This is a genomic window from Halovibrio variabilis (assembly GCF_007991175.1).
GTDB lineage: Bacteria > Pseudomonadota > Gammaproteobacteria > Pseudomonadales > Halomonadaceae > Vreelandella > Vreelandella variabilis.
In genome coordinates, this window is record NZ_BJXV01000001.1 from 170,698 (window position 1) to 195,195 (window position 24,498).

Here is a 24,498-nt window from a genome sequence, read left to right on the forward strand (position 1 = left end):
AAAAATGCCGCCGCATGAGCGGCGGCACCTAGCGCCAGCGGGCGTGGCTCAGTGGTAACCTTCGCCCACTTTAACCTTGCCGCGGAAGACCCAATACGACCAGGCGGTGTACGCCAGCACCACAGGGATTACAAACAGTACGCCAACCAAGAGAAAGAGCTGTGACTCCGGCGCGGAAGCGGCATCCCAGATGGTGTAGTTTGGCGGCACAATGACCGGCCATTTGCTGGCAATGAGGCCCAGGTAGGTAAAAATAAACAGCCCAAGCGCCATCACAAACGGCAGGCCTTCTTGCTGGCGCTTCACTGCGCGGTAGAGTGCCGCGGCGCAGACCATGGCCAGGATGGGAAAAACCCAGATCAATTGCAGCTGATTGAGCCAGCGATCGCGCACCTCCACGCTGACCAGCGGCGTCCACAGGCTGACGATGCCGAAGACTACCAGCACCGCCAGCAGCAGCTTCGGCGTTATCTGGTAGGCCCACTGCTGAACGTGGCCTTCAGACTTTAAAATCAACCAAGTGGCGCCTAACAGCGCGTAGCCCGCCATCAGGCCCAGGCCGGTCAGTACGCTGAACGGCGTTAACCAGTCGAACGCGCCGCCGACATAGACAAAGTCCTCAACCGCAAAGCCTTGAATGTAGGCGCCAACCACCGCCCCTTGGGCAAAGGCCGCAATGGCAGAACCCCAGCAAAAAGCGCGGTTCCACCAGTGGCGGTTGCGCTTGGATTTGAAGCGAAACTCAAACGAGATGCCGCGGAAAATCAAGCCTGCCAACATCAAAAACACACCAATATACAGCGCAGGCAGAAACACCGAGTAGACCAACGGGAAGGCCCCAAGCAGACCCGCGCCGCCCAGTACCAGCCAGGTTTCGTTGCCATCCCACACCGGCGCAATGGAGTTCATCATCACGTCGCGGGACTCTTCGTCTGGCGCAAAGGGGTAGAGGATTCCTAACCCCAAATCAAAGCCGTCCATCATCACGTACATGATAACGCCAAAGCCGATAATAACCGCCCAAATCAACGTTAGGTCAAGGCTGTTCATGAGTTTGCTCCTTTAAGACCATCATCGAACGGTGTGTGGGCCGCGGAAAGGGGCCGCTTGGGCCGCTCGGTTTCGCCCGCGACTTCCTCGGGGGCCGGTAGCATACCGTTGCGTACCACCCGTGTGAGGTAGTAGATCCCCGCATAGAACACCACGCTATAGACGCCGATATAGCCCAGCAGCGTGAACAGCGCCATGCCGCCGCTAAGTGACGGCGTTAGCCCTTGGGCATGGCTCATCACGCCGTATACTAACCACGGCGCGCGGCCGGATTCAGTCACGATCCAGCCAGCCAAAACGGCCAGGAAGGGTGAACCAATCATGACGACCAGTGTTTTTAGGTAGCGCGAGCTCTCATAAACACGGCCTCGGCGGCGCAGCAGCAGCCCGGTCAGGGCCACCCCAATCATCAATAAACCCAGCCCCACCATCACGCGGAACGCCCAGAATACAATCGCCACCGGCGGTTGTTCGTCGCGGGCGACGTCACTAATGCCGGGGACTTCACCGTCGCTTTGGTGGGTCAGAATCAGGCTTGCCAGGCTGGGAATGCCGATTTCGAAGCGATTGGTCTGGGCGTCTTGGTCAGGCAAGGCGAACAGAAGTAGCGCCGCGTTAGACTGCGTCTCCCAGTTGGCTTCCATGGCGGCGACTTTGGTCGGCTGGTGCTCCAAGGTGTTAAGCCCGTGAAAATCACCGATCACGGCCTGCGCGGGCGTCAAAAACAGCAGCAGCCATAAGCACATGGAAAGCGCCTTTTTGTTCGCTTCTACGTCGCGCTTGCGTAGCAAAAACCAGGCGCTCACCCCCGCCACCACAAAACCACCGGTGAGGAAAGAGGCCATGCCCATATGCGCGAAGCGGTACCAGAACGAGGGGTTAAAAATGGCTTCTGACCAGGCGGTAATATGGAAACGCCCATCGATCAGTTCATACCCCGCGGGGGTCTGCATCCAGCTGTTAGCGGCGAGAATCCAAAACGAAGAAATAAAGGTGCCAACGGCCACCATAAGCGCAGCAAACAGGTGAACGCCCTCCGGAACTTTATGCCGACCAAACAGCAGTACGCCCAAAAAGGCGGCTTCCAGGAAGAACGCCGTGACGACTTCGTAACTCAGCACGGGCCCTAAAAAGTTCGAGGTGGCCAGCGAAAAATTACTCCAGTTGGTACCAAACTGGAACGACATCACAATTCCCGAGACCACCCCCATGCCAAAGACCACGGCAAATACCTTGGTCCAAAATAGCGCAAGGCGATCCCATGCCGGGTTGTCGGTTTTATAGAAAAGTCCGTGCAGAACGGCGATATAAGACGCTAAGCCAATCGTAAAAACCGGAAAGATAGCGTGAAAACAAACCACAAAGGCAAACTGTAGCCTGGATAATAACAGCGGATCGAGCTCCATAATGACCTCCCAGAGCGTGTCGTGGAAATGAGATAAGTAAGTCCCAAGCGAGCACGTCAGGTTTCATTTTTTATGTTTTGGAATATGCTTATCTCGAAGTCTTTATTCTAAACCAATCCCTATTTGCCTATAACTAAAGTCCGCTTGTTTGGCTAGGGCGCATTGTCGCAGAGTGGTGATCTCTCAAAACGCATAGACGTCTGTCTACTCGCCATAAGAGGCTAGACGATACATCTAGCGTGCTTGATAACTCGTTATGATAATGGTTTGCTAACTTGTAATGATGCTGGTTGGGTAAATAGTTAGCGTTGCTTTTCACGTGCGCATTGACGGCGCTGTAGTGAGTCTCAAATAGGGAGAACAAGAATGAAGATAGGTGCACCGAAGGAGAGTGCTCCGGGGGAAGCGCGTGTCGCGCTAACCCCTGAGAGTGCCAAGCAGGTTCAGAAACTCGGGCACGAGTGCCTGGTGGAAACCGGCGCTGGTCTTTTGGCGGGTTTTAATGACGACACTTATCGCGATGCGGGCGTTACCGTGGTCGATAGTGTGGACGGACTATGGCGCGACGCTGAGGTAGTGATTAAAGTCCGCGAGCCCTCCGAGGAAGAGGCCGAGCGGCTGCGCGAAGGCCAGACATTGATCGCCTTCTTCTGGCCGGCGCAAAACGAAGCGCTGCTGGAGAAGTGCAAAGCCCAGGGCGCCACCGTGATCGCCATGGATATGGTGCCGCGTATTTCCCGGGCCCAGAAGATGGACGCGCTCTCCTCCATGGCCAATATCGCCGGTTACCGGGCGGTGATTGAGGCGGGCAATAACTTTGGCCGTTTCTTTACCGGCCAGGTGACGGCGGCAGGCAAAGTGCCCCCCGCCAAAGTGCTGGTGATTGGCGCCGGTGTGGCAGGGTTGGCGGCGATCGGCACGGCCACCAGCTTAGGCGCCGTGGTGCGCGCCTTTGACGTGCGCCCCGAGGTCTCCGAGCAAATTGAATCGATGGGCGCCGAGTTCCTGTTTCTCGATTTTGACGAGAGTCAGGACGGTGCCGAGAGCGGCGGCTATGCCTCGCCCTCCAGCCCGGAGTTCCGCGAAAAGCAGCTTGAATGCTTCCGCGAGCAGGCCCCGGAGGTGGATATCGTGATTACCACCGCACTGATCCCTGGCAAGCCGGCCCCCAAGCTGTGGCTGGACGATATGGTCGCCGCCATGAAGCCAGGCTCGGTGATTATCGACTTGGCTGCCGAGAAAGGCGGCAACTGCGATCTGACCAAGCCTGACGAGCGGGTGGTGTCGGATAATGGCGTGATCGTTATCGGCTACAGCGATTTCCCCTCGCGCATGGCCACTCAGTCATCGCTCCTTTACGCTAACAATATCCGCCATATGTTGACCGATCTAACGCCCGAGAAAGATGGCGTGATTCATCACAATATGGACGACGACGTGATTCGCGGCGCCACCGTCACCCACCAGGGCGAGATCACCTTTCCACCGCCGCCGCCCAAGGTAAAAGCGATTGGCGCGGCGAAGCCGAAAAAGAAAGAGAAGGAACCCACGCCGGAGGAGAAAAAAGCCGCTGAGATCGCCACCTTTAAGGCGCAAACCAAGCGCCAAGTGGGTTTATTAGCCGTTGGTGGCGCGCTGATGCTGCTGTTGGGCCAAGTGGCACCGGTGTCGTTTATGCAGCACTTTATTGTTTTTGTGCTGGCCTGCTTTATCGGCTTCCAGGTGATCTGGAACGTGAGTCACTCGCTGCATACGCCGTTAATGGCGGTGACCAACGCGATCTCGGGCATCATTATTCTCGGCGCTATTTTGCAGATTGGCACGAGTAGCGTGATCGTGGGCATCCTAGCGGCGATCTCGGTGCTGATCGCGTCAATCAATATCGTGGGTGGCTTCCTGGTGACACGCCGGATGCTGGCCATGTTCCAAAAATCTTAAGCGGCGGAGAGACGATATGTTAGGACAAGGATTCGTATCTGCCGCAGCTATTGCGGCGAGTGTGTTGTTTATTCTGTCGCTGGGCGGTCTGAGTAACCAAGAGAAAGCCAAACGAGCCGTGTGGTACGGCATCGTCGGTATGGCGGTGGCGGTGTTCTTTACCGCGTTAGGCCCGGGTATTGGCGGCTACTGGTGGCTTATTCCCATGATGGTGATTGGGGCAGGCATCGGCGTCTATGTGGCGGGCAAGGTCGAAATGACTGAAATGCCCCAGCTAGTGGCGGCGCTGCACAGCTTTGTCGGCTTAGCCGCTGTGTTCGTGGCCTGGAGCGCGGACCTTGAGCGCCGTCGCGTCATGGCAGCGCAGGCAGTTGACGGCGCTGCGCAGGAGTTTTCCGCTTTTGCGGCGCTGGTGGCCACCAAGGCACCAGACGAACTTACCTTTCTGCAAATTGAGGTGGTGTTCGCTATTTTTATCGGCGCGGTGACCTTCACCGGCTCGGTAATCGCCTTTGGCAAGCTGGCCGGCAAAGTTGACGGCAAACCACGCCAACTGCCCGGTGGGCATTTGCTCAACGCCGGGGCGGCGGTGTTGTCGCTGCTATTGGCAATTTTGTACCTTAACGGCGCGGGCTTCTGGACGTTGCTGGTGCTCGCAGCACTGTCGTTCTTTATCGGCTACCACCTGATTATGGGCATCGGCGGCGCCGATATGCCGGTGGTGGTCTCCATGCTTAACAGCTACTCCGGCTGGGCGGCGGCGGCCGTTGGTTTTACCCTCTCCAACGACCTGCTGATTGTCACCGGCGCGCTGGTGGGCTCATCGGGGGCGATTCTGTCGTACATCATGTGTAAAGCGATGAACCGCAACTTCGTCAATGTGATTCTAGGCGGCTTTGGCGGCAGCACTGGGCCCGCAGCGGAAATTGAAGGTGAGCAGGTGGCGATTGACGCCGGTGGCGTGGCCAGTGCGTTGAACGACGCCGACAGTGTGATTATCGTGCCGGGTTACGGCATGGCGGTGGCCCAGGCACAAACCGCGGTGAGCGACCTGGTACGCAAGCTGCGCGCCGCGGGTAAAACGGTACGTTTTGCGATTCACCCGGTCGCGGGCCGCTTGCCAGGGCATATGAACGTACTGCTGGCGGAGGCCAAGGTGCCTTACGATATCGTGCTGGAAATGGACGAAATCAACGACGACTTCCCCACTACCGACGTGGTGATCGTGATTGGCTCCAACGACATCGTTAACCCAGCGGCCGAAGAAGATCCCAATAGCCCTATCGCCGGTATGCCGGTGTTGAAGGTGTGGGAAGCCAAGCAGGTGTTTGTCAGCAAACGCGGCCAGGGCACCGGCTACTCCGGCATCGAGAATCCGCTGTTTTTCAAAGACAACACGCGGATGTTCTATGGCGATGCCCGGGATAGTTTGAATACGCTGCTGCCGATGATTGATTAGGTCCAGATAGCGTAATGAGCCGCTAAGCCATGAAGTACTGAGCCATGGCGTACTGATCCATTAACTACACAGCCCGCGAGTAATCGCGGGCTTTTTAGTTAGCTGCAGGCTGGCGGCACTCCTGTTATGGTCGATGACCGCCTATTCTGCTGAGCACTCGCTACTATGAATCAACGCCCTAACCCCCGCGTACTGCTGCGCTTGCTGGGTCTGCTTCGCCCCTACCGTCTACGGCTAGCGCTGGCTGGCCTTGCGCTACTCATGGCCTCGGGCAGCGTGCTACTGCTAGGTAATGGGCTGCGCCTTATGATCGACCGCGGTTTTCTTGACGCCGATCCCCAGGCATTAGCGCAAACGCTGGTGCTGATGCTGGTGGTCGTGGCCGTGCTGGCGCTAGCTTCGGCACTGCGCTATTACCAGGTGACTTGGATTGGTGAGCGCCTGGCCGCTGATCTGCGCCAGCGGGTGTTTGATCACTTACTCACGTTAGAACCCAGCTTTTTTGAGAGCGCCAGTGACGGCCGCGCTGCTGGGGAAATAGCCTCACGGCTGACTGCGGACACCAGCGTACTGCAGAGCCTGTTTGGGTCCTCGATATCGCTGGCGCTGCGCAATTTGGTCATGCTGGTAGGGGCGGTGGTGCTGATGCTGGTGACCCAGCCGTGGCTGTCGGCGATGGTGCTGGTGGGTATCCCCGCCACCCTGCTGCCCATCGTATGGTACGGCCGCCGGGTGCGGCGGCTTTCGCGCACCAGTCAGGACCGCGTGGCCGAACTGGGCCGCTATGCCGAAGAGGCTCTCAGCGGGATTAAAACGCTCCAGGCGTTTACCCACGAGCGCGTGGATAAAACCCACTACGGCCAGCGCGTGGAGCAAGCCTTTGGCAGCGCCGTCGCGCGCACCCAGCAGCGCGCCTGGCTGACCGGTGTGGCGATGCTGGTGGTGTTTACGGCGGTGGGGATAATGCTTTGGCAGGGCGGTCAGGCGGTGTTAGCGGGGACCATGAGCGCCGGTGAACTCTCAGCGTTTATTTTCTATGCCGTACTGGCGGCGGGTGCCATCGCCACCCTGGCCGAAGTCGCGGGGGATGTGCAGCGCGCGTCGGGGGCGGCGGAACGGCTGTTGGAGCTGCTGGATACCCAGCCGACTATCCAATCGCCCGCTCACCCGCACACGCTGGCTAAGCCACTGCGCGGTGAGATTAGGCTGGAAACCATCACCTTCAGCTACCCAGGACGGGAAACCCCGGCGCTTGAGGCGTTCGATCTGCATATCCAACCCGGCGAGCGGGTCGCCGTCGTGGGGCCATCAGGGGCGGGAAAAAGCACGCTCTTGGCACTGCTACTGCGCTTTTATGACCCCAGCCAAGGGCATATCACGCTCGATGGCTGTGATATTCGTTGCTTAGACCTTGCCGTCTTGCGCGGTGCCATGGGGCTAGTGGCGCAAGAACCGGTGCTGTTTAGCGGCTCGGTGGCCGACAACCTGCGCTATGGCGACCCTGAGGCTGATAGCGATAGATTGCGCCTTGCCGCCCAGGACGCCAGCGCACTGGACTTCATCGACGCGTTGCCCCAAGGTTTTGATACCCCGCTTGGCCCCGGTGGCGTGCAGCTTTCCGGCGGTCAGCGTCAGCGGCTCGCCATCGCCAGGGCGCTGCTTAAAAATCCCGCAGTACTGTTATTGGACGAAGCCACCAGCGCCTTGGATGCAGAGAGCGAGCGTCTGGTGCAGCAGGCGCTGGACAGGCTGATGGTGGATCGCACCAGTATCGTTATCGCCCACCGGCTCGCCACGGTGATCGCCGCGGATCGCCTGCTGGTACTTGACGGCGGGCGGCTTGTGGCCGCAGGGACACACAGCGAATTGATCAACACCAGCGAGCTTTATCGGCATTTAGCCGCGTTGCAGTTTGGCTAATACTTATCGTCCTTACCCAGTTGCTCTACACTCGGCGTTTGTATTCCATTAACGAAGGATAATCGCATCGATGTTGGGATTCCTGCAGGGATTTTCCTATGGCCTGTTTATGACCTGCCTGCCTTGGCTGCTAGTGGGCCTCGTCAATCCTGCCCTGGCGCTGCCGGTGGCGGCCCAGGGGCGGCTGCAGGTAGTCCTCCGCTATTGCCTGATCGTTCCTTTCATCAGCATGCTGCTGTGGCTGACCTCGCTGTGGGGTGGTTTCAGCCCTAGCCTGTTGGGCTGGCTGGCGGGCATCGTTGCCATTCCCGTGGCACTGCCCATTGAGCGTACGCTGCGCGGCTGGCTGGCCCGGCGTCGCGAGCGTCGCCGGGAGGCCCAGCGAGTGGCCGAGGTACGTCAGCGGCGCGCTGAGGAGGAGCGCAAGGCCTATGAAGCAGGGGTAATCGTGCTTGACCCGGAAAGACCGCCCGAGGGCGCCGACGATCTGGTGTTGGCCATGTGCCGAACCAAGCAGCACTTGTTGGCGGTTAACCGCCCCGATCTGGCGATTCTGGCGGACCGGCTCTACAGCCGCTACCGCCATGTGCTAGACGTGCTGAGTAGCCGCTTTCACACGGGCGAGCTGGCCTTCGAGCGTTCGCGCGGGCTGGTGTCTCAGGTGTGTCTTGGCGCGGTGGACACGCTGACCACCATGGCCTCCCAGGCGCGCGGGGTGGTCAGCGTCGACGGCGATTACGTGCGGCGTCGTCTGGCCAAAGGCAAGCAGCTGAGCGAGGAGGAGCGCGCCGCGCTGGTGCGGCGTCTGGATCTGCTGGTAGAGACCGAACACCGCCTGAACGAGCTCTCCGCGCGGATCGAATCGGCGCTGACCGTGCTCGACGATACCGCCGTCTCCATGGCGCGTATCGAGACGGCGCGCCCCCAGGCGTCGGTGACCACCGATAAGGCGTTAGAGGACCTACGTCGCTTTGTCGAAGGCGCCGATCGCTATGCGCGCAAGGATTAACCCGACGGCCAGTGGTGCCGTGCGACCTTTACGACGGTTTTATTGACAGCTCAGGAGATGCCCATGACGCAGCAACCCGATGACGATCGTCGCCTCTCCCTGCCGCCGGTGGACGAGATCGCGAGTCAATTAGGGGCAAGCCCAAGCCAGGCCGATTCGGCTGTGCCCGATGACCATGATATAGAGCATGACATCGAACGTGACATCGACCCCGAGCTTGAGGCCATGGCCGACCGCTTTGTCGGCGACATCCTCGACGAAGGTGACGAGGAATCGCTGGTTCGCCAGCGCCGCGCCGTGGACGAGATGGGGCTTGAGCTACAGCAGCAGGCCGCCCATCGCAGTGCCATGCTGCAGACGCCGCTGCGCAAGCTTGCCCACCAGGGCGACGAAGGCGGCCCGGTCGCCAAGGCGCTGAGCGATCTGCGCGGGCGCATGGAAGGGCTCGACCCTGCTCGCCACCGCTTGGCGTCGAGCCCGCTGGATCGTGTATTGGCGATGATTCCCGGCATCGACAGCCGTGTGCAGCGCTATTTCCAAAAGTTTGAGAATGCCCAGCAGGCGCTAGACGCGATCATCGAAGAGCTGGAAAGCGGTCGCGACATGCTGCATCGAGACAACCTCACCCTGAGCGATGACCAGCAGGCGCTCAATAAGATTCTGCGCGAGCTGAACCGCCAAATTGCCTTGGGCCGTTTGATCGACCGCCGCCTGCAGGACGCTATCGCCGCCCGCGATAGCGATGATCCCCAGCGTCAATTTATCGAGGAAGAGCTGCTCTTTCCCCTCCGTCAGCGCATTGTGGACCTTCAGCAGCAGCTGGCGGTGAGCCAGCAGGGCGTGCTGGCACTGGAGGTCATCATCCGCAACAACCGCGAATTGATGCGCGGCGTGGACAGGGCGATCAACGTCACCGTGTCGGCCCTCACCGTGGCGGTCACCGTGGCCATGGCGATGGCCAACCAGCGCCTGGTGCTCGACCGCGTTGAAGCCCTCAATTACACCACTTCGCAAATGATTGGCGGCACCGCGAAGGCCCTGCGCCAACAGGGCGTGGATATCCAGAAGCGGGCATCCGGCGCGATGCTCGATATGCACGTGCTTGAAGAGGCCTTCGGCGAGGTCATGGGCGCGATCGATGATCTCTCGCGCTACCGTCAGGAGGCTCTGCCGCGGCTGGATGAACAGATTGACCGCCTCGCAACCCTCTCGCAGCAGGGAAATGCGTCGATTGAGCGCCTCCGCGAGGGCAGCGAGGCGCAGCCCCAGGACGGTCGATTTGACAAGCCCGATCAATTTGACAAGCCCGGTCGATAAAAGTAGATACCTATGACAGTAGCCACCGGAGGCCACCAGCACGGGTTTTACAGCATGATCGATAAAAGCTATTAGAGCATTGATGAAAAGCAAATTGTGACTATAAGAGAAGTGCTTTAAAACTGTGTTATGTAAATGCAGCGTTATGTAAATGCAGCGTCCTTTTTCTGCTTTCTGCGCAGTTCGCAGAACGATAAACAGATCGCAGGGCGCTCATCATTTGTTGGCTTGGTGGTGACCAAGACAAAAGCAAGAAGGGGAGAGCAATATGAGTGGTAAATGTCCTGTCATGCACGGTGGCAATACCTCAAGCGGCACGTCGAATAAAGACTGGTGGCCGGAAAGCATTAACTTGGATATTTTGCATCAGCACGATCGCAAAACGAACCCTATGGATGCTGACTTCGACTATCGCGAAGAAGTCAGAAAGCTCGATTTTGACGCGCTTAAGCAAGATGTCCATGCGCTAATGACCGACAGCCAAACCTGGTGGCCAGCTGATTGGGGTCACTACGGTGGTCTGATGATTCGCCTGGCTTGGCACGCGGCGGGCACCTATCGCCTAGCCGACGGCCGTGGCGGCGGTGGTTCTGGCAGCCAGCGTTTTGCCCCGCTCAACTCCTGGCCAGACAATACCAGCCTGGATAAAGCCCGTCGTTTGCTGTGGCCGATCAAGAAAAAGTACGGCAATAAACTCAGCTGGGCTGACCTGTTTATTCTGGCTGGTACTGCCGCCTATGAGTCCATGGGCCTGCCTGCCTATGGCTTCTCGTTTGGCCGCGAAGATATTTGGCACCCGGAAAAAGATATTTACTGGGGTGCTGAGAAAGAGTGGCTAGCACCTTCTGACGAACGTTACGAAGACGTGACCAAGCCAGACACCATGGAAAACCCGCTGGCGGCGGTGCAGATGGGCCTTATCTACGTTAACCCTGAAGGCGTTAACGGTGTGCCCGACCCGCAAATGACGGCAGAGCACGTGCGCACGACGTTTGCGCGCATGGCGATGAACGACGAAGAAACAGCGGCTCTCACCGCCGGTGGTCACACCGTAGGTAAGTGCCACGGTAACGGTGATGCGGCAGAGCTGAGCGCCGAGCCTGAAGCGTCTGCGGTCGAAAACCAGGGCTTTGGCTGGGGCAACCCGCACATGGATGGCAAAGCGAGCAATGCCGTAACATCCGGTATTGAAGGCGCTTGGACCACCAACCCGACCCAGTTTGACATGGGCTACTTCGACCTGCTGTTTGGCTACGAGTGGGAGCTTAAAAAGAGCCCGGCTGGTGCTAATCAGTGGGAGCCTGTCAACATTAAGGAAGAAGACAAGCCGGTTGATGCCACTGACCCGTCTATTCGCCACAATCCGATTATGACCGATGCGGACATGGCGATGAAGATAGACCCGATCTATCGTGATATTTGTGAAAAATTCATGGCGGATCCCGAGTACTTCAAGCATACGTTTGCTAAGGCGTGGTTCAAGCTGACCCACCGTGATCTAGGTCCGAAAACACGTTACATCGGCCCAGACGTGCCTGCTGACGATTTGATCTGGCAAGATCCGGTGCCGGCTGGCAGCATCGATTACAGTGAAGAAGTGGTTAAGCAGAAAATCGCCGAGGCTGGCCTTAGCAATAGCGACATGATCAGCACCGCGTGGGACAGTGCCCGTACCTACCGTGGCTCTGACATGCGTGGCGGTGCCAACGGTGCGCGCATTCGCTTGGCGCCCCAGAAAGATTGGGAAGGCAACGAGCCTGATCGCCTCGCCAAAGTGCTGGCGGTATACGAGCAGATTTCAGCCGACACCGGCGCCAGCGTTGCCGACGTGATTGTGCTGGCGGGTAGCCTAGGGGTCGAAAAAGCCGCCAAGGCGGCGGGCTACGACGTTCGCGTGCCGTTCACCAAAGGCCGCGGTGATGCAACCGCTGAAATGACCGATGGGGATTCGTTTGAGCCGCTTGAGCCACTGGCTGACGGTTTCCGTAACTGGCAGAAGAAAGACTACGTGGTTAAGCCGGAAGAGATGCTGCTGGATCGCACTCAGCTGATGGGCCTTACCGCGCCGGAAATGACCGTGCTGCTTGGCGGTATGCGGGTACTGGGCACCAACTACGGTGGCACCAAGCACGGCGTATTCACTGACCGTGAAGGCCAGCTGACCAATGATTTCTTCGTTAACCTGACCGATATGAACAACAGCTGGAACCCGGTCAGCAACAGCGCCTATGAAATCCGTGACCGTGAAACGGGCGCCGTGAAGTGGACCGCGACCCGCACCGATCTGGTGTTTGGTTCTAACTCGGTGCTGCGCTCCTATGCCGAAGTCTACGCTCAGGACGACAACGACGAGAAGTTCGTCAAAGACTTTGTCGCCGCCTGGACAAAAGTGATGAACGCGGATCGTTTCGACGTCGCGTAAACATCACTGACTTTCGTACTCGCTATGGGTATGAGCTTGTAAGTGAAACCCGCATCCTCGGATGCGGGTTTTTTTGGGTGCTGAAACCCGCTATTGTTAAATTTTCGCTTCCGCGCTGAAAGGAGCTGACATTGAAACGCAGTAAATGGATATGGCTCGTATGGGCCGTCGTCTTGCTGAGCGGTTTAGTGCCCTACACGCTGTTGAGCGATGTGGCGCGCTGGTATGGCAGCTTCCTGTTTTGGGCGTGTGCAGGGCTCGTTGTTATCGCGCTGAATGTGTTGATCACCAGGGATTTTGAGGAACACAGCGATGACTGAAACGTTAATTTGGTGGTCTATCGCCGTCTATTTTGCCATCGCCATCGTGATTGCGCTGATGTCCCGGCAGGGCCAGCTCGACAGTATGGCCGGCTACTTTTTGGGCAACCGGAAAATGAACGGGTTTGTCTCGGCGCTGAGCTACAGTGCGACGACGTACAGCGCGTTTATGATGGTGGGACTGGCAGGCCTTACCTACGCCGGCGGGGTGGGGGCGCTAGGTTTTGAAATCATCTACTTTGCCGGTGTTTCCCTGGTGGCTATTTTTGGGCCCAAATTTTGGGCCGTCGGCAAACAATTTGGTTTTGTGACTCCCAGCGAAATGTTGGGGTACCGCTACCATAGTAAACATGTCGCCATGGCGGTCTCGATTGCCAGCTGTGTCTTTCTGATTCCTTACTCGGCGGTTCAGCTTGCCGGCGTTGGCTACCTGCTACAGGGCATGACCGATGGCGCGATTACCTTTACCACCGGCGTGGTGCTGGCGACAGTGATCGCTATTTTCTTCTCCTATGTGGCGGGGATTCGTTCGGTAATGTGGACCGACTCGCTCCAGGCCATCATGATGATCGTGGCTTCCACGCTAGTAGCGTTTTTGGTGATCCAAGGCCTGGGTGGCTTTGGGGCGCTATTCGATACGCTGGCAACCGAGCATCCGCAGTCGCTAACGGTGCCTGGGCCGGGGCTATTTAACGTTGTGACCTTTTTGGGGCTGACCATTCCCTGGTTCTTCTTTAGCCTGTCTAATCCGCAGGTTAGCCAGCGCCTGTTCATGCCCGCCTCGCTGCGCTCCATGCGCCAGATGCTGCTTGGCTTTTTGGTGTTTGGCTTTATCTACACCATCGTCTCGGTGCTATGGGGGTTCTCGGCGCTGGTCGCGTTTCCCGGCCTTGAAAGTTCAGATTTAGCCACGCCCACGCTGCTGGGCTCTTCGTTTGTTCCCCCGGTGCTCGGCGTGATCGTGATGATCGGCATCATGGCAGCAGCAGTGTCCACCATTGATTCGATTATGCTGACGCTGGCCTCTATGCTGTCTCGCGACGTCTATGCCAATTTAAAAACGAATGCCAACGTCAAACCCAATGCCAGTGAAAAGCGTCAGCTGCTGGTGGGGAAGTTTGTGGTGCCGGTGATTGCGCTGATGGCAATGGGCTTTGCCGAGCTGCAGTTGGATCTTATCGCGATACTCTCGGTGGCGGCCTCTTCTGGCCTGGTGGCCATGGTGCCCACGATTATCGGGGCCTTTTACTGGAAAGGCGGTTCCGCTGCCGGGGCGCTGGCGAGCGTGGTGGGAACGAGCGTTTTTGTATTGTTAATGTACGCCACCGGTAACTCGCTGTTGGGCTTGCCCGCCGGCGTGTGGGGCATCGTGGTGGCGAGCGGGCTGTTTGTCAGCGTTAGCCTAGTGACCAAGCCGCATCAAGCATCAAGAGATGCCTTCTTAAATGCCATCGCCGAAGAGCTGGGTAAAAAGCGCCGTCAGCCACCTACCCAAACTCCTAGCTGATGCCGGTAGTCATCCTGGGCCTGGCTGGCGCTGACCGGGGTTAACCACACCTGGGTGCCGGGCAGGCACTGGGCGAGGGTAGCGCAGGCGATCGGCGTGAGGGCACCCAGGCGCGGGTAGCCGCCGATTGTCTGGCGGTCGTTCATCAGCACGATGGGCTGACCGTCTTGCGGCACCTGCACCGCGCCTAGCGGAATGCCTTCGGAAATAATCCCCGTCAGCGAGCCGTGTAGGGCAGGGCCGGTGAGCCGCACGCCCATGCGGTCGGCGCGGTTATCCACCGTCCACGGCTGGTTGAAGGCCTGAAAAAGCGCACGGCCACTGAACGAGGCGATTTGCGAGCCGAGCACGATGGGCAGGCGGCAGCCAGACACGGGCATGCGCGGGGCTTGGTCGTCAGCGATACGCCGCATCGCCGGGGCGGTGCCTTGCCAGGTTAAGCGATCGCCCACTTGTAGCGGTTTGCCATCTTCGTGCAGGCCGCCGAATTGCTCGCGGGCAGTGCAGGCGCGGCTGCCCAGCACCTCCGGCGCATTCAGCCCGCCGGGAAAGGCGAGATAGGCGCGCAGGCCCTGACGCGGCTGGCGAAATACCAGGCGCTGGCCAGGCAGTAGCTGAAAGCGGGCGTTGGGCGCCAGTGGCTTGCCATCCAGCTGGGCATCCAGGTCGGCGCCGGTCAACGCCAGGTGCACCTCGCGTTCGCTTTCAAGGCTTAAACCGCCTCCCATGACAATTTCCAGCGCGGCGCTGTTTGAGGCGTTGCCCAGCAGCCAGTTGGCCCAGCGAAACGCGATCCAGTCGGCGGCACCGCCCTGGGTAACGCCTAGGTGAGCGACGCCAAAGCGCCCGGCGTCTTGAATCAGCGCCAGTGGCCCCGTCTGTTTAACGATCAGCCCTTTTTGTGCTTTGTGGCTAGCCGCTTGGCTCATGAGCGCTCCTCCATGGGCGTGGTATCGCCGCCGTCTGCTTCAAACTCATCCCGAGAGATCGCTCTAAAGCGTACCTTATCGCCGGGGCGCAGCAGTGGCTCGCCGCGCTTGGCGTGCTCGAATAGCGCCACGTTGGTACGACCCAGAATGTTCCAGCCACCCGGCGAGAGCAGCGGATAAATGGCGGTTTGGCGATCGGCAATGCCCACGCTGCCGGCGGCGACCTTGCTGCGCGGTGTCTTTAAACGCGGCGTGGCGATCGCTTCATCCACTAGGCCCATAAACCCATAGCCGGGGGCAAACCCCAGCGCGAAAACGCAGTAGTCATGTTGGCAGTGCTGTTCAATCAGCTCGTCGACGCTTAAGCCGGCGCGCTGAGCAACCTTGGGTAACTCAGGGCCCACGCTTTCGTCGTACCACACGGGAATATCGTGCAGCTCACCGGCTTGCGTATCCACAGGGGTAAGGCCTGAAAGCGCCTTGTTAATAAGTTGCAGGGCTTCGGTATGGGTTGCCTGCTGGCAGTCGTAATGGACTAATAGCGTGGTGTAAGAGGGCACCAGATCAATGAGCGCCGCACCAAAGGTCTTGCGCAGCGCTTGGTCGGCGGCGATGACCCAGGCCATATTGGCTTCGTCGATGGCGTCGAACAAGCGCACCATCAGGGCATCCATGGCGGCGGTTTCAATGCGTATTTCAATACGACTGCTTTCAATAGTGGGTTTCACGCCTGCTCCAGCGTTTGAAAGGCTTCGCGAATAGCGCGCACGGCGGCCACTGATTCAGGGTTATCGCCGTGAACACATAGCGTATCGCAGGGTAGTTGCAATTGAGTGCCGTCGAGCGCGGTAAGCGGCTCGCTTTTGGCTAGCTTCACCGCTTGATTGACGATGGTGTTTTGATCGTGGTGCACGGCATTAGGCAGGCGCCGGGAGGCGAGGTGGCCGTTGGCGTCGTAGGCACGATCGGCAAAGGTCTCAAACCACAGGGTAATGCCCAGCTTGGCGGCTAATTCGCGGTGCGGCTCGGGGTCGGCGGTGGCCATCATCATTAATGGCAGGCTGGCGTCGTAAGCTCGCACCGCGCGCACGACGCCTTCGAGCAGTGCCGGGTTGGCGGCCATGTCGTTGTAAAGCGCACCATGGGGTTTGACGTAGCTCAGCCGGGTGCCTTCGGCCTGGCATATGCCTGCCAAGGCGCCTACCTGATAAAGCACCATATCTTCCGCTTCTTCCGGCGAGCAGGCCATGGAGCGCCGCCCGAAGCCCATCAAATCTGGGTAACCGGGGTGCGCGCCAATGCGAACGCCATTGTGTACCGCTAGCTTGACGGTGCGGCGCATCACATGGGGGTCGGAGGCATGGAAACCGCAGGCGATGTTGGCGCAGTCGACGAAAGGCATCGCATCGGCATCCAGGCCGAGGCGCCAGTTACCGAAACTTTCGCCCATATCGCAATTAAGCAGGGGGATGGTCATAGCAACTCCTAGCGTTGATGCGGTTGAGATTTTTACTTGGCTGAAGCTGAATTGTAATCCACCCTAAAGATATAAACAGAGCTTGCCCAGTGCCAATCGTTTGAGGAAATAGTGATTAGCCGCTTATGACGTTATTCACCGGCGTGATAAAAGCGTTGGTTAGCGTTCGCGAATGTAGGCCGCTCAACGCTTACGCTGGTACTAATACACAGGTACTTACGGCACATCGCTGTTAGTCGATATAAGATAATAGCTAAAGAGGATTCTCACTATGCGCAAGACACTCACGTCCACACTGCTCCCTTCCACACTGTTACTGGCGACAGCCTGCGGTTTGTCGGCAGCGGCCCAGGCCGCCGAGTGGACCATGGCGACGCCCTACGGCGATGCCAGTTTTCATACCCAAAATAATAAGCAGTTCGCTGAGGATGTGGCTGACGCCACCGATGGCGAATTAACTATTACCGTGCATAGCGGCGGTTCGCTGGTCTCGCACGGGGAGATCAAGCCGTCAGTTCGCCGCGGCACCATCGATGCGGGGGAAATTTTCCTGTCGGTGCTCTCCAACGAGGACCCGATCTTTGAAGTCGATACCCTGCCGGGGGTGGCGGGTAGCTATGACGATGCTTATGCACTGTGGGAAGCCACCAAGCCGATGATCACCGAGCTGTTCGCCGAGGAGGGGCTGATGCCACTCTACGCGGTTGCCTGGCCGGCACAGGGCATTTATACCGCTGAGCCGCTCACCGACCCTGAACAGTTTGAGGGCCTGCGCGTCCGGGCACCGAATATTAACACCCAGCGTTTTATCGAGAACCTGGGGGGTAGCCCGACAGAAACCGAAGAGTCCGACATTCCCACCGCCTTCAGCACCGGCCGGGTGGATGCCATGATCACCTCAAGCTCTACCGGTAATGCCATGGCCGCATGGGATTATGTCAGCGACTACACCGACGCTAATTTGTGGCTGCCCAAAAATATTGTGTTTATCAGCCAGCGTAGTTTCGATGGCCTGGATGACGCAACGCAGGAAGCCCTGATGGCAGCCGCCGAGCGCGCTGAAGCGCGTGGCTGGGAGATGAGTCGCGAAGATAACCAGGCAAGCCTGGCCGCGCTGCAAGAGAACGGCATCACGGTGTCTGAGCCTAACGAGGCTATTTCAGAGGCGCTGCAAGAAGCCGGCGATGAACTGTTTGAAGACTGGCAATCGCGCGCCGATGACGACGCCGAACAGGCGCTGGACACCTACCGCGAGCAGCGCGATAACTGAGTGCCATCGTGCTGTCTGTGCAGAGGTGGTCGCCCCGCCTCTGCTTTTTTCATGCGCTTAGTGAGACTGCGAACATGACGTTTAAATTCGACAAACTCTATCGCCTGGGGGCGTGGGGCGCGGCGCTGTGCATGGTGGCGATCTGTGCGCTGATAGCGCTCCAAGTGACTTTTCGCGTGGTAGACGCACTGATGGTGCTAGTGAGCCTGAGCCGTTTGGGCCTGCGGATTACCGGCGTTTCGGAAATTGCGTCTTATCTATTGGTCGGGGCGACCTTTTTGGGCTTGGCCTACACCTTTGTGCACCACGCCCATATTCGTATGACGCTGCTGATTACCCGATTGCCACCGGCAGTTCGTGTCTGGTTCGAGGTGTTGGGTCTCGTCATCGCCCTGGCGATCAGTCTAGCGCTCAGCTACGGCCTGATTGGGTTGGTGAGAGAAAGCCTGCAGTACAACGATGTGTCTTCGGGGTTTGTGTCGATTCCACTGTGGATTCCACAGCTGGTACTCGTGGCTAGCGTCGGGCTGTTGTGTCTGGCGCTGGTGGAGGCCCTGTTCATGGCGCTGCGAATTGCCATTCGCGACCCGGCGAGTTTTCAGGACCCTGCGCAGGCACCAGCGGCCCCCGATGACAGCGAGGGGGGCTGAGTCTATGTCAGCCAGTTCTATGTCAGCCAGGTCTATGTCAACCAAGCCGATAGCCACTCAGGCCATGTCTTTTTCTCTGGAGATGCTCCCGTGCTAACCCTCAGTCTCGCTACTGTATTGACCCTTGTGTTGCTGTTGGGAAGCGGGGTGTGGATCGCCTTTGCGTTGATCGGCACTGCCTGGATCGCGTTAGCCTTCTTTAGCGCGTTCTCACCCGGGGCGATCCTGGCTTCCGACTTTTGGGGTGCCAGCTACGGCTGGGATCTTACCGCGCTGCCGATGTTTATCTGGATGGGCGAGATTCTGTTTCGCTCCGGGCTTGCCGATAATATGTTTCGCGGCCTGTCGCCGTGGTTAAACCGCGTGCCGGGACGTTTGCTGCACACCAATATTATTGGTAGCGGGATGTTTGCCGCCGTTTGCGGCTCATCGGCGGCGACGTGCGCCACGGTGGGTAAAATGACCCTGCCGGAGCTTGAACGGCGGGGCTACGACAGCAATATGGCAATCGGCACGCTGGCCAGCGCCTCGACCCTGGGGTTGTTAATTCCGCCCTCCATCATGCTGATCGTCTACGGTGTGGTCACTGAACAGTCGATTTCCCGGCTATTCATGGCCGGTATTGGCCCAGGCCTGATGATTTTGGCGATGTTCATGAGTTATCTCATCGTATGGGCGCTGTATAAAGGCAACCGCGAAGGGCTGGCCGGTGAGGATGAAGCCTTTATGAGCTTTGCCGAAAAACTGCGCAATACCGGGTCACTGGTGCCTATTTTGCTGTTAATCGGTGGGATCATCTTTTCGATTTATGGCGGCTTGGCATCGCCCACGGAGGCCGCGGCGGTGGGTGTGGTGCTGTCGATGGTAATTGCGCGCTTTAACGGCCATTTTGATCGTGAAATCTTCAAAAGCGCGCTGTTTGCCGCCGTGCGTACCGCCTGCATGATCGCGTTTATTATCGCCGGGGCGTCGTTTTTGACGTCGGCCATGGGCTTTACCCAGGTGCCCATGAAGCTGGCCCAGGCGATTGGCGAAATGGGGCTATCGCCCACCATGCTGCTGATTGCGCTTACCTTACTGCTGCTGGTGATGGGCTGTTTTCTCGACGGCATCTCGCTGATTCTGCTGGTCACCGCGATTATTATGCCGCTGGTGAGTGCCGCTGGGTTTGATCTGATCTGGTTTGGGATTTATCTGGTCGTGGTGGTCGAAATGTCGCAGATCACGCCGCCAGTGGGCTTCAACCTGTTCGTGATTCAGGGGCTAACCGGGAAGGATATCCTGACCATTACCAAAGCCACGCTCCCGTTCTTCCTACTGATGCTGTTGGCGATTGCCTTAATGCATACCTTTCCAGGTATCGCTCTCTACCTGCCGGAGGCAATGAATCGTTAAACGCCCGCTATATTAACCCCTGTTCTGTCGTTAAGTTTTTTGTATAGATGCTTAGATGTTTCAGAGGCTGTCCTTTACGGGCCACTTTCAAGTTAAGCTGAAGAAAGCTAGTCACGGGTGAGAGCACTGATGCAGATAGGAATCGAAGCGGCAGACATTTTTCGCCAGCTGGCCGAAGGGGCCGCACACAGTGGAACGCCGCGCTTTTATACCACCCTGGTTGAACGCTTAGCGACAGTGCTGGGCGTTGACCATGTGCTAGTGGCCGATGTGACTCAGCACCACCAAGCTGAGACGCTGGCGGTTTGGTCACAGGGTGGCTTGCTCAGCAATATGACTTACCCGCTAGCCGGTACCCCTTGTGAAACCGCACTGGGGTGCGAGCCTTGCCTATATGCGCGTGATGTTCAATCACGCTTTCCTGACGACAAGCTGCTTGGTGAACTGGGTGCCGAGGGCTATTCGGGGCGCGCGCTCTATGCGCCGAATGGCGCGCTGATTGGTTTGTTGGCTGTGCTCAAAAACTCCCCCCTGCAGATGGGCGAGTTAGCCAATGAAATACTGCAAATTGCCGCCGCCCAGGCGGGGACAGAGCTGAGTCGCCAAAAGGCCGAGCAGGCATTAAGAAAAAGCGAAGCCGTCGCGCGGGAAAGCGAGCGCCGGCTGAACACCTTGTTGAACCATCTGCCGGGCATGGCCTACCGCTGTTTGAATGACCGCGATTGGAGCATGCAACTGGTTAGCCAGGGGGCCGAAGAGCTTACCGGGTATCGACCTGACGAGTTGCAGCATAATCGGCTGATCAGCTTTGCTGCGCTCATTCATCGCGACGATCAAGACAGACTATTTCGTGAAGTGCAGGCGGCGATTGCCAGCCAGCGACCTTATCGCATGACCTACCGGTTGCGCCACCGCGACGGCGGCTACCGGTGGATGTGGGAGCAGGGCCAAGCGGTGATGGATGAGGTCGGCAAGGTCGTCTGTCTGGAAGGCTTTATCTCGGATGTCACCGATCAGCAAGAGGCCCAGCGGGTGCAAAACGCCGTTGTGCAGGTTGCCTCTACGGTCACCATTCAAGACGGAGATGGCTATTTTCAACAACTGATAAGTACCCTGGTTGAGGTGCTTGAAGCCGATGCAGGCTTTATTGCCCTATTGGATAAGCCTCTACAGCGAGGGGGGCAGGTAGGCGGGCAGGCGACGACCGTTAGTAGGGTGGTAGACGGCGTTCAACTTGAACAACTATCGTTTGCCATATCAGCAACGCCCAGCGAGCAAATCGTCCGCGATCGCGAGGCAGTGGTGCGAGATGGGCCCCTATTGTCGTTGCCGGGTTCCTCGCTACAAGCTAGAGCGTGGATTGGGCGTCGCCTGGATAATATCAACGGCGAGGCCATCGGTGTGATAGTGGTTTTTTACCGTCAACCGCTGACCACCAATGCGTTTGCCACCTCTGTGTTGCAAATCCTTTCTACCGGCGCCTCGGCAGAGCTTGAGCGCCGCCGCGACCACCGCCGCATGCACCAGCTGGCCTATATGGATAGCACCACCGGGTTGCCCAATAGGGCATGCTTTCTGGAGTTGTTGCAGCGCCTGGGAAATGACGCGCAGCAGGAAAAGCACACGCTTAGTTTGCTGCTATTGGATATCCGGCGTTTCAAAGAAGTGAACGATCTGCACGGGCACCACGTGGGCGATCAACTGTTGATGACGGTGGCCGGTCGTTTACGCCAGGTAGACCTCTCAGATAGCTATTTAGCGCGGCTATCAGGCGATGAGTTTGCCGTGTTGGTGACGGGCGCTACTGAGAGCGATGTCCACCGTATTGTGACGCAGTTACGGGCGGAGGTGAGCCGCCCGATCGCCATTGAGCAGCGTATCTTTCACCTTGAGGTGAGTATCGGCTTTGGTTGCTATCCGCAAGAGGTAAGCCATACCAGCGAGTTGTTTAACGCCGCCAGCATTGCCCTGCATCACGCCAAACAGCGTGAAAATAGCACCTGCCCTTATACCCAAACCATGCGCCATGGGCTTCAGCGTCGCCAAGTGATGAGCGAACGGCTCAGCGCTGCCATCAATGAGCACAAACTAAAGCTTTATTTTCAGCCCCAGGTAGACCTGATTAGCGGGCGGCTTACCGGTGCCGAAGCACTATGCCGCTGGTACGACGCCGAGTTGGGCTGGGTCAGCCCCTGCGAATTTATCCCGCTAGCGGAAGAGTGCGGTTTGATTCGTATGCACGGCGACTGGCTGTTAACGGAGGCAGCAAGGCAGTTAAGCGTTTGGCAAACAGGCAATACACCGCTGCCCGGACGGCTATCGGTTAACCTTTCCGCCCAGCAGTTTGCTGACCCCCATTTGACGGCGCATATTGCCCGTCTCACCGCCGGTGTGCCGCCGAGTGCTATTGGGCTGGAGCTCACCGAAAGCGAGTTTATGCGTGACCCTGACCAGGCCGTTGAGATTACTCACACCATGCGCCGAGCAGGCTATCTGCTCGCTATTGACGACTTTGGCACCGGCTATTCTTCGCTCGCTTATTTGCGCCGCTTCGCCGCCGATACACTGAAAATTGACATCTCCTTTGTGCGCGAAATGCTCGAAAACAAAAATGATCGCACCATCGTGAAAACCATTATTGCTATGGCGCAGGCGTTAGAAATGAAGACCGTGGCAGAAGGCGTCGAAACCCCAGAGCAGGCCCGTTTGCTGGCCGAAATGGGCTGTAATGAAGCGCAGGGCTATTGGTTTGGTCACCCGTTACCCGCGGATGAATTTGCGGCGGCGTGGTTGACCCCTTAAGTCCTTATCATCGTCATCGTTTTGTCATCACCTTTGGCATACCCTACGCGCCGCCAACCCGCGACGATAGGAGTGCTTCCATGCGCCTGGCCCTGTTTGATCTTGACGACACCCTCCTGGATGGAGACTGCAGCGACCGCTGGAATTTATGGATGATAGAGCAAGGTTGGATCAGCGATGCCGACGTCTTTATGGCGCGGGCGGCGCAAATGCACCAGGCCTATCACGCGGGTAAGTTAAAGTTGGAAGAGTATTTAGCCATGACCCTGGCACCGCTGCGTGGGCGCCGGGTGAGCGATGTGCAAAAAGAAGTCGAGCGCTTCGTTGCTACCCACCTGCAGCCGCGTATTTTTGAGCAGGCCTGGGCCTGTCTGGAAGCGCATCGTCAGGCAGGCGATACCCTGCTACTGATTTCCGCCTCGTCGCGCCATCTGGTCGAGCCGATTGCGACCACCCTGGGCATTGAGCACGTGCTGGCGGTAGAGCTAAGCGTCGAGAACGGCATTAATGAAGACGCGCGCTATACCGGCGGCAGCGAGGGTATTTTTTCCTATCGTGGCGGGAAAGTGCTGCGCCTGAAACAGTGGCTGGCCGAGCAGCAGATCACCCCCAGCCACACCACCTTCTACTCAGACTCCCGCAACGACCTACCGCTGCTGCAATATGTGGATTGCCCAGTGGCGGTTAATCCAGACCCGGTATTGGCCGAGGTGGCTAGCGTCGAAGGGTGGCGGCGCTTAGACTGGCGAGCCACTAACCCCGCGGTTTCCCTACGCCACCGCTAATCAACTCAGCGCCTGCCAAATCAGATTAAAGCCGACCAAGAACATGGCCAGAATCACCAAACGATAAAACAGCGCTTCGTCGACGCGGCTTTGCATCCAGAGGCCGTTGCGTACGCCGATCCAGGCGATGGGCACTAGCAGTAGCGAGGCCCAGGCGCTGGTCACATTAATCTCGCCAAGCCACATGTACGGCGCCAGTTTGATGACGTTGACCACTGCAAACGTGACGGCGCAGGTGGCGATAAAGGTCTCTTTCGACAGCTTGCGCGGCAGCAAATAGACATTGAGCGGCGGCGCCCCGGCGTGGGCCATGAAGCTGGTAAACCCACAGATGCTTGCTGCAGGCAGTGCCCACCGAGTGGAAATGGGCTTCTTGGCGACGGGTTTTAGCAGCATATACGTGGCGAATAGCAAGGTGATAATGCCCAGTGTCAGGCGCAAACCCTGTTCGCTTAGGCTGCCAAACAGCAGCGTACCGATAGCAACACCAATGAATAATCCCGGTACAAAGCGCCATACTTCGGTCATGTCGTGCTTACCCCACCAAGCTTTGACTGCAAACACATCCATCACAAGCAGTAGTGGAAGCAGCAGGCCCGCCGCTTGGGCAGGGCTGATCGCCAGTGCCATTAACGGCACCGAGAGCGTACCGAATCCCCCTGCAAAACCGCCCTTGGAAACACCGGTCAGGTACACGGAAAATGCGATCAACAGCCAGGCAATCACGGAGTAGTCGGGGAGCATGAGCCTCTCTCGGTTATCAGTTCTCGGTTATCAGCGGTCAATAAAAAGCCCCGCATTAAGTGAGGCACAACAGCATAACACTAGATAAATGTTAGCGG

19 protein-coding genes are annotated in these 24,498 nt (G+C 58.2%); 13 read left to right on the plus strand and 6 right to left on the minus strand.

The genetic code is table 11. From position 1 onward, the window contains the following. Window positions 1-48 precede the first annotated feature (48 nt). Together cydB and HVA01_RS00700 are read right to left on the minus strand one after the other, a co-directional pair. The gene (gene cydB / locus HVA01_RS00695) at window positions 49-1,050 is read right to left on the minus strand and encodes a cytochrome d ubiquinol oxidase subunit II (protein WP_146872552.1); all 1,002 of its coding nucleotides are present in this window, start codon (window positions 1,048-1,050) and stop codon (window positions 49-51) included. Continuing rightward, the gene (locus HVA01_RS00700; protein WP_146872553.1) at window positions 1,047-2,456 is read right to left on the minus strand and encodes a cytochrome ubiquinol oxidase subunit I; all 1,410 of its coding nucleotides are present in this window, start codon (window positions 2,454-2,456) and stop codon (window positions 1,047-1,049) included. The genes cydB and HVA01_RS00700 overlap by 4 nt, the downstream gene beginning before the upstream one ends. Before the next feature lie 366 nt (window positions 2,457-2,822). Between HVA01_RS00700 and HVA01_RS00705 the strand changes: the two genes are divergently transcribed. The 8 genes from HVA01_RS00705 (at window position 2,823) to HVA01_RS00740 (ending at window position 14,348) form a co-directional block, all read left to right on the plus strand. After that, entirely contained in the window at window positions 2,823-4,394 is a 1,572-nt protein-coding gene (locus HVA01_RS00705) for a Re/Si-specific NAD(P)(+) transhydrogenase subunit alpha (protein ID WP_146872554.1), read from the plus strand. Between the two features lie 16 nt (window positions 4,395-4,410). After that, a complete protein-coding gene (locus tag HVA01_RS00710; RefSeq protein WP_146872555.1) occupies window positions 4,411-5,853 on the plus strand; it encodes an NAD(P)(+) transhydrogenase (Re/Si-specific) subunit beta in 1,443 nt (480 codons plus the stop codon). Window positions 5,854-6,018: 165 nt separating this feature from the next. After that, complete coding sequence (locus HVA01_RS00715; protein ID WP_146872556.1) at window positions 6,019-7,773, plus strand: ABC transporter transmembrane domain-containing protein; 1,755 nt, start codon at window positions 6,019-6,021, stop codon at window positions 7,771-7,773. Between the two features lie 70 nt (window positions 7,774-7,843). Further along, window positions 7,844-8,782 (plus strand): cobyrinic acid a,c-diamide synthase, encoded by a 939-nt coding sequence (locus tag HVA01_RS00720; RefSeq protein ID WP_146872557.1) that lies wholly within the window; start codon window positions 7,844-7,846, stop codon window positions 8,780-8,782. Between the two features lie 63 nt (window positions 8,783-8,845). Further along, a complete protein-coding gene (locus HVA01_RS00725; RefSeq protein ID WP_146872558.1) occupies window positions 8,846-10,099 on the plus strand; it encodes a toxic anion resistance protein in 1,254 nt (417 codons plus the stop codon). A 268-nt stretch (window positions 10,100-10,367) separates the two neighbouring features. Then, window positions 10,368-12,521: a catalase/peroxidase HPI gene (gene katG, locus HVA01_RS00730; protein WP_146872559.1), complete on the plus strand. Its 2,154-nt coding sequence runs from the start codon at window positions 10,368-10,370 to the stop codon at window positions 12,519-12,521. A 131-nt stretch (window positions 12,522-12,652) separates the two neighbouring features. Beyond that, a complete protein-coding gene (locus HVA01_RS00735) occupies window positions 12,653-12,841 on the plus strand; it encodes a hypothetical protein (RefSeq protein ID WP_146872560.1) in 189 nt (62 codons plus the stop codon). Further along, window positions 12,834-14,348, plus strand: coding sequence for a sodium:solute symporter family protein (locus tag HVA01_RS00740; protein ID WP_146872561.1), 1,515 nt, complete (start codon window positions 12,834-12,836; stop codon window positions 14,346-14,348). Before HVA01_RS00735 ends, HVA01_RS00740 begins: the two co-directional genes overlap by 8 nt. Here the strand turns inward: HVA01_RS00740 and HVA01_RS00745 are convergent. Genes HVA01_RS00745 through HVA01_RS00755 form a run of 3 tightly spaced genes read right to left on the minus strand, consistent with a single transcriptional unit; the run spans window position 14,321 to window position 16,754 of the window. After that, a complete protein-coding gene (locus HVA01_RS00745; protein ID WP_146872562.1) occupies window positions 14,321-15,277 on the minus strand; it encodes a 5-oxoprolinase subunit C family protein in 957 nt (318 codons plus the stop codon). The two genes, HVA01_RS00740 and HVA01_RS00745, sit on opposite strands and share 28 nt — an antisense overlap. Then, on the minus strand, window positions 15,274-15,978 hold the full coding sequence (gene pxpB, locus HVA01_RS00750; protein ID WP_146872847.1) for a 5-oxoprolinase subunit PxpB: 705 nt from the start codon (window positions 15,976-15,978) through the stop codon (window positions 15,274-15,276). The genes HVA01_RS00745 and pxpB overlap by 4 nt, the downstream gene beginning before the upstream one ends. 23 nt (window positions 15,979-16,001) lie before the next feature. Then, window positions 16,002-16,754 (minus strand): 5-oxoprolinase subunit PxpA, encoded by a 753-nt coding sequence (locus HVA01_RS00755; RefSeq protein WP_146872563.1) that lies wholly within the window; start codon window positions 16,752-16,754, stop codon window positions 16,002-16,004. 271 nt (window positions 16,755-17,025) lie between these two features. Here HVA01_RS00755 and HVA01_RS00760 point away from each other — a divergent pair, with 271 nt between their 5' ends. From HVA01_RS00760 to HVA01_RS00780, 5 genes are all read left to right on the plus strand, one after another. Further along, a complete protein-coding gene (locus tag HVA01_RS00760; RefSeq protein WP_146872564.1) occupies window positions 17,026-18,024 on the plus strand; it encodes a TRAP transporter substrate-binding protein in 999 nt (332 codons plus the stop codon). 74 nt (window positions 18,025-18,098) lie between these two features. Beyond that, entirely contained in the window at window positions 18,099-18,674 is a 576-nt protein-coding gene (locus HVA01_RS00765; protein WP_146872565.1) for a TRAP transporter small permease, read from the plus strand. 90 nt (window positions 18,675-18,764) lie between these two features. Next, window positions 18,765-20,069 carry a TRAP transporter large permease gene (locus tag HVA01_RS00770; RefSeq protein ID WP_146872566.1) on the plus strand — a complete coding sequence of 435 codons (1,305 nt, stop codon included), beginning with the start codon at window positions 18,765-18,767 and terminating at the stop codon, window positions 20,067-20,069. Window positions 20,070-20,198: 129 nt separating this feature from the next. Further along, window positions 20,199-22,871: a sensor domain-containing protein gene (locus tag HVA01_RS00775; RefSeq protein ID WP_146872567.1), complete on the plus strand. Its 2,673-nt coding sequence runs from the start codon at window positions 20,199-20,201 to the stop codon at window positions 22,869-22,871. A gap of 80 nt (window positions 22,872-22,951) precedes the next feature. Continuing rightward, window positions 22,952-23,656, plus strand: coding sequence for an HAD family hydrolase (locus HVA01_RS00780; protein ID WP_146872568.1), 705 nt, complete (start codon window positions 22,952-22,954; stop codon window positions 23,654-23,656). Here the strand turns inward: HVA01_RS00780 and HVA01_RS00785 are convergent, their stop codons facing one another. Next, the gene (locus tag HVA01_RS00785) at window positions 23,657-24,400 is read right to left on the minus strand and encodes a sulfite exporter TauE/SafE family protein (protein ID WP_146872569.1); all 744 of its coding nucleotides are present in this window, start codon (window positions 24,398-24,400) and stop codon (window positions 23,657-23,659) included. Window positions 24,401-24,498 lie beyond the last annotated feature (98 nt).

Bases quoted from the DNA above. Each gene is read 5' to 3' on its own strand.
- cydB (WP_146872552.1), bottom strand. From the start codon at position 1,050: ATGAACAGCCTTGACCTAACGTTGATTTGGGCGGTTATTATCGGCTTT.
- HVA01_RS00700 (WP_146872553.1), bottom strand. From the start codon at position 2,456: ATGGAGCTCGATCCGCTGTTATTATCCAGGCTACAGTTTGCCTTTGTG.
- HVA01_RS00705 (WP_146872554.1), top strand. From the start codon at position 2,823: ATGAAGATAGGTGCACCGAAGGAGAGTGCTCCGGGGGAAGCGCGTGTC.
- HVA01_RS00710 (WP_146872555.1), top strand. From the start codon at position 4,411: ATGTTAGGACAAGGATTCGTATCTGCCGCAGCTATTGCGGCGAGTGTG.
- HVA01_RS00715 (WP_146872556.1), top strand. From the start codon at position 6,019: ATGAATCAACGCCCTAACCCCCGCGTACTGCTGCGCTTGCTGGGTCTG.
- HVA01_RS00720 (WP_146872557.1), top strand. From the start codon at position 7,844: ATGTTGGGATTCCTGCAGGGATTTTCCTATGGCCTGTTTATGACCTGC.
- HVA01_RS00725 (WP_146872558.1), top strand. From the start codon at position 8,846: ATGACGCAGCAACCCGATGACGATCGTCGCCTCTCCCTGCCGCCGGTG.
- katG (WP_146872559.1), top strand. From the start codon at position 10,368: ATGAGTGGTAAATGTCCTGTCATGCACGGTGGCAATACCTCAAGCGGC.
- HVA01_RS00740 (WP_146872561.1), top strand. From the start codon at position 12,834: ATGACTGAAACGTTAATTTGGTGGTCTATCGCCGTCTATTTTGCCATC.
- HVA01_RS00745 (WP_146872562.1), bottom strand. From the start codon at position 15,277: ATGAGCCAAGCGGCTAGCCACAAAGCACAAAAAGGGCTGATCGTTAAA.
- HVA01_RS00755 (WP_146872563.1), bottom strand. From the start codon at position 16,754: ATGACCATCCCCCTGCTTAATTGCGATATGGGCGAAAGTTTCGGTAAC.
- HVA01_RS00760 (WP_146872564.1), top strand. From the start codon at position 17,026: ATGCGCAAGACACTCACGTCCACACTGCTCCCTTCCACACTGTTACTG.
- HVA01_RS00765 (WP_146872565.1), top strand. From the start codon at position 18,099: ATGACGTTTAAATTCGACAAACTCTATCGCCTGGGGGCGTGGGGCGCG.
- HVA01_RS00775 (WP_146872567.1), top strand. From the start codon at position 20,199: ATGCAGATAGGAATCGAAGCGGCAGACATTTTTCGCCAGCTGGCCGAA.
- HVA01_RS00780 (WP_146872568.1), top strand. From the start codon at position 22,952: ATGCGCCTGGCCCTGTTTGATCTTGACGACACCCTCCTGGATGGAGAC.
- HVA01_RS00785 (WP_146872569.1), bottom strand. From the start codon at position 24,400: ATGCTCCCCGACTACTCCGTGATTGCCTGGCTGTTGATCGCATTTTCC.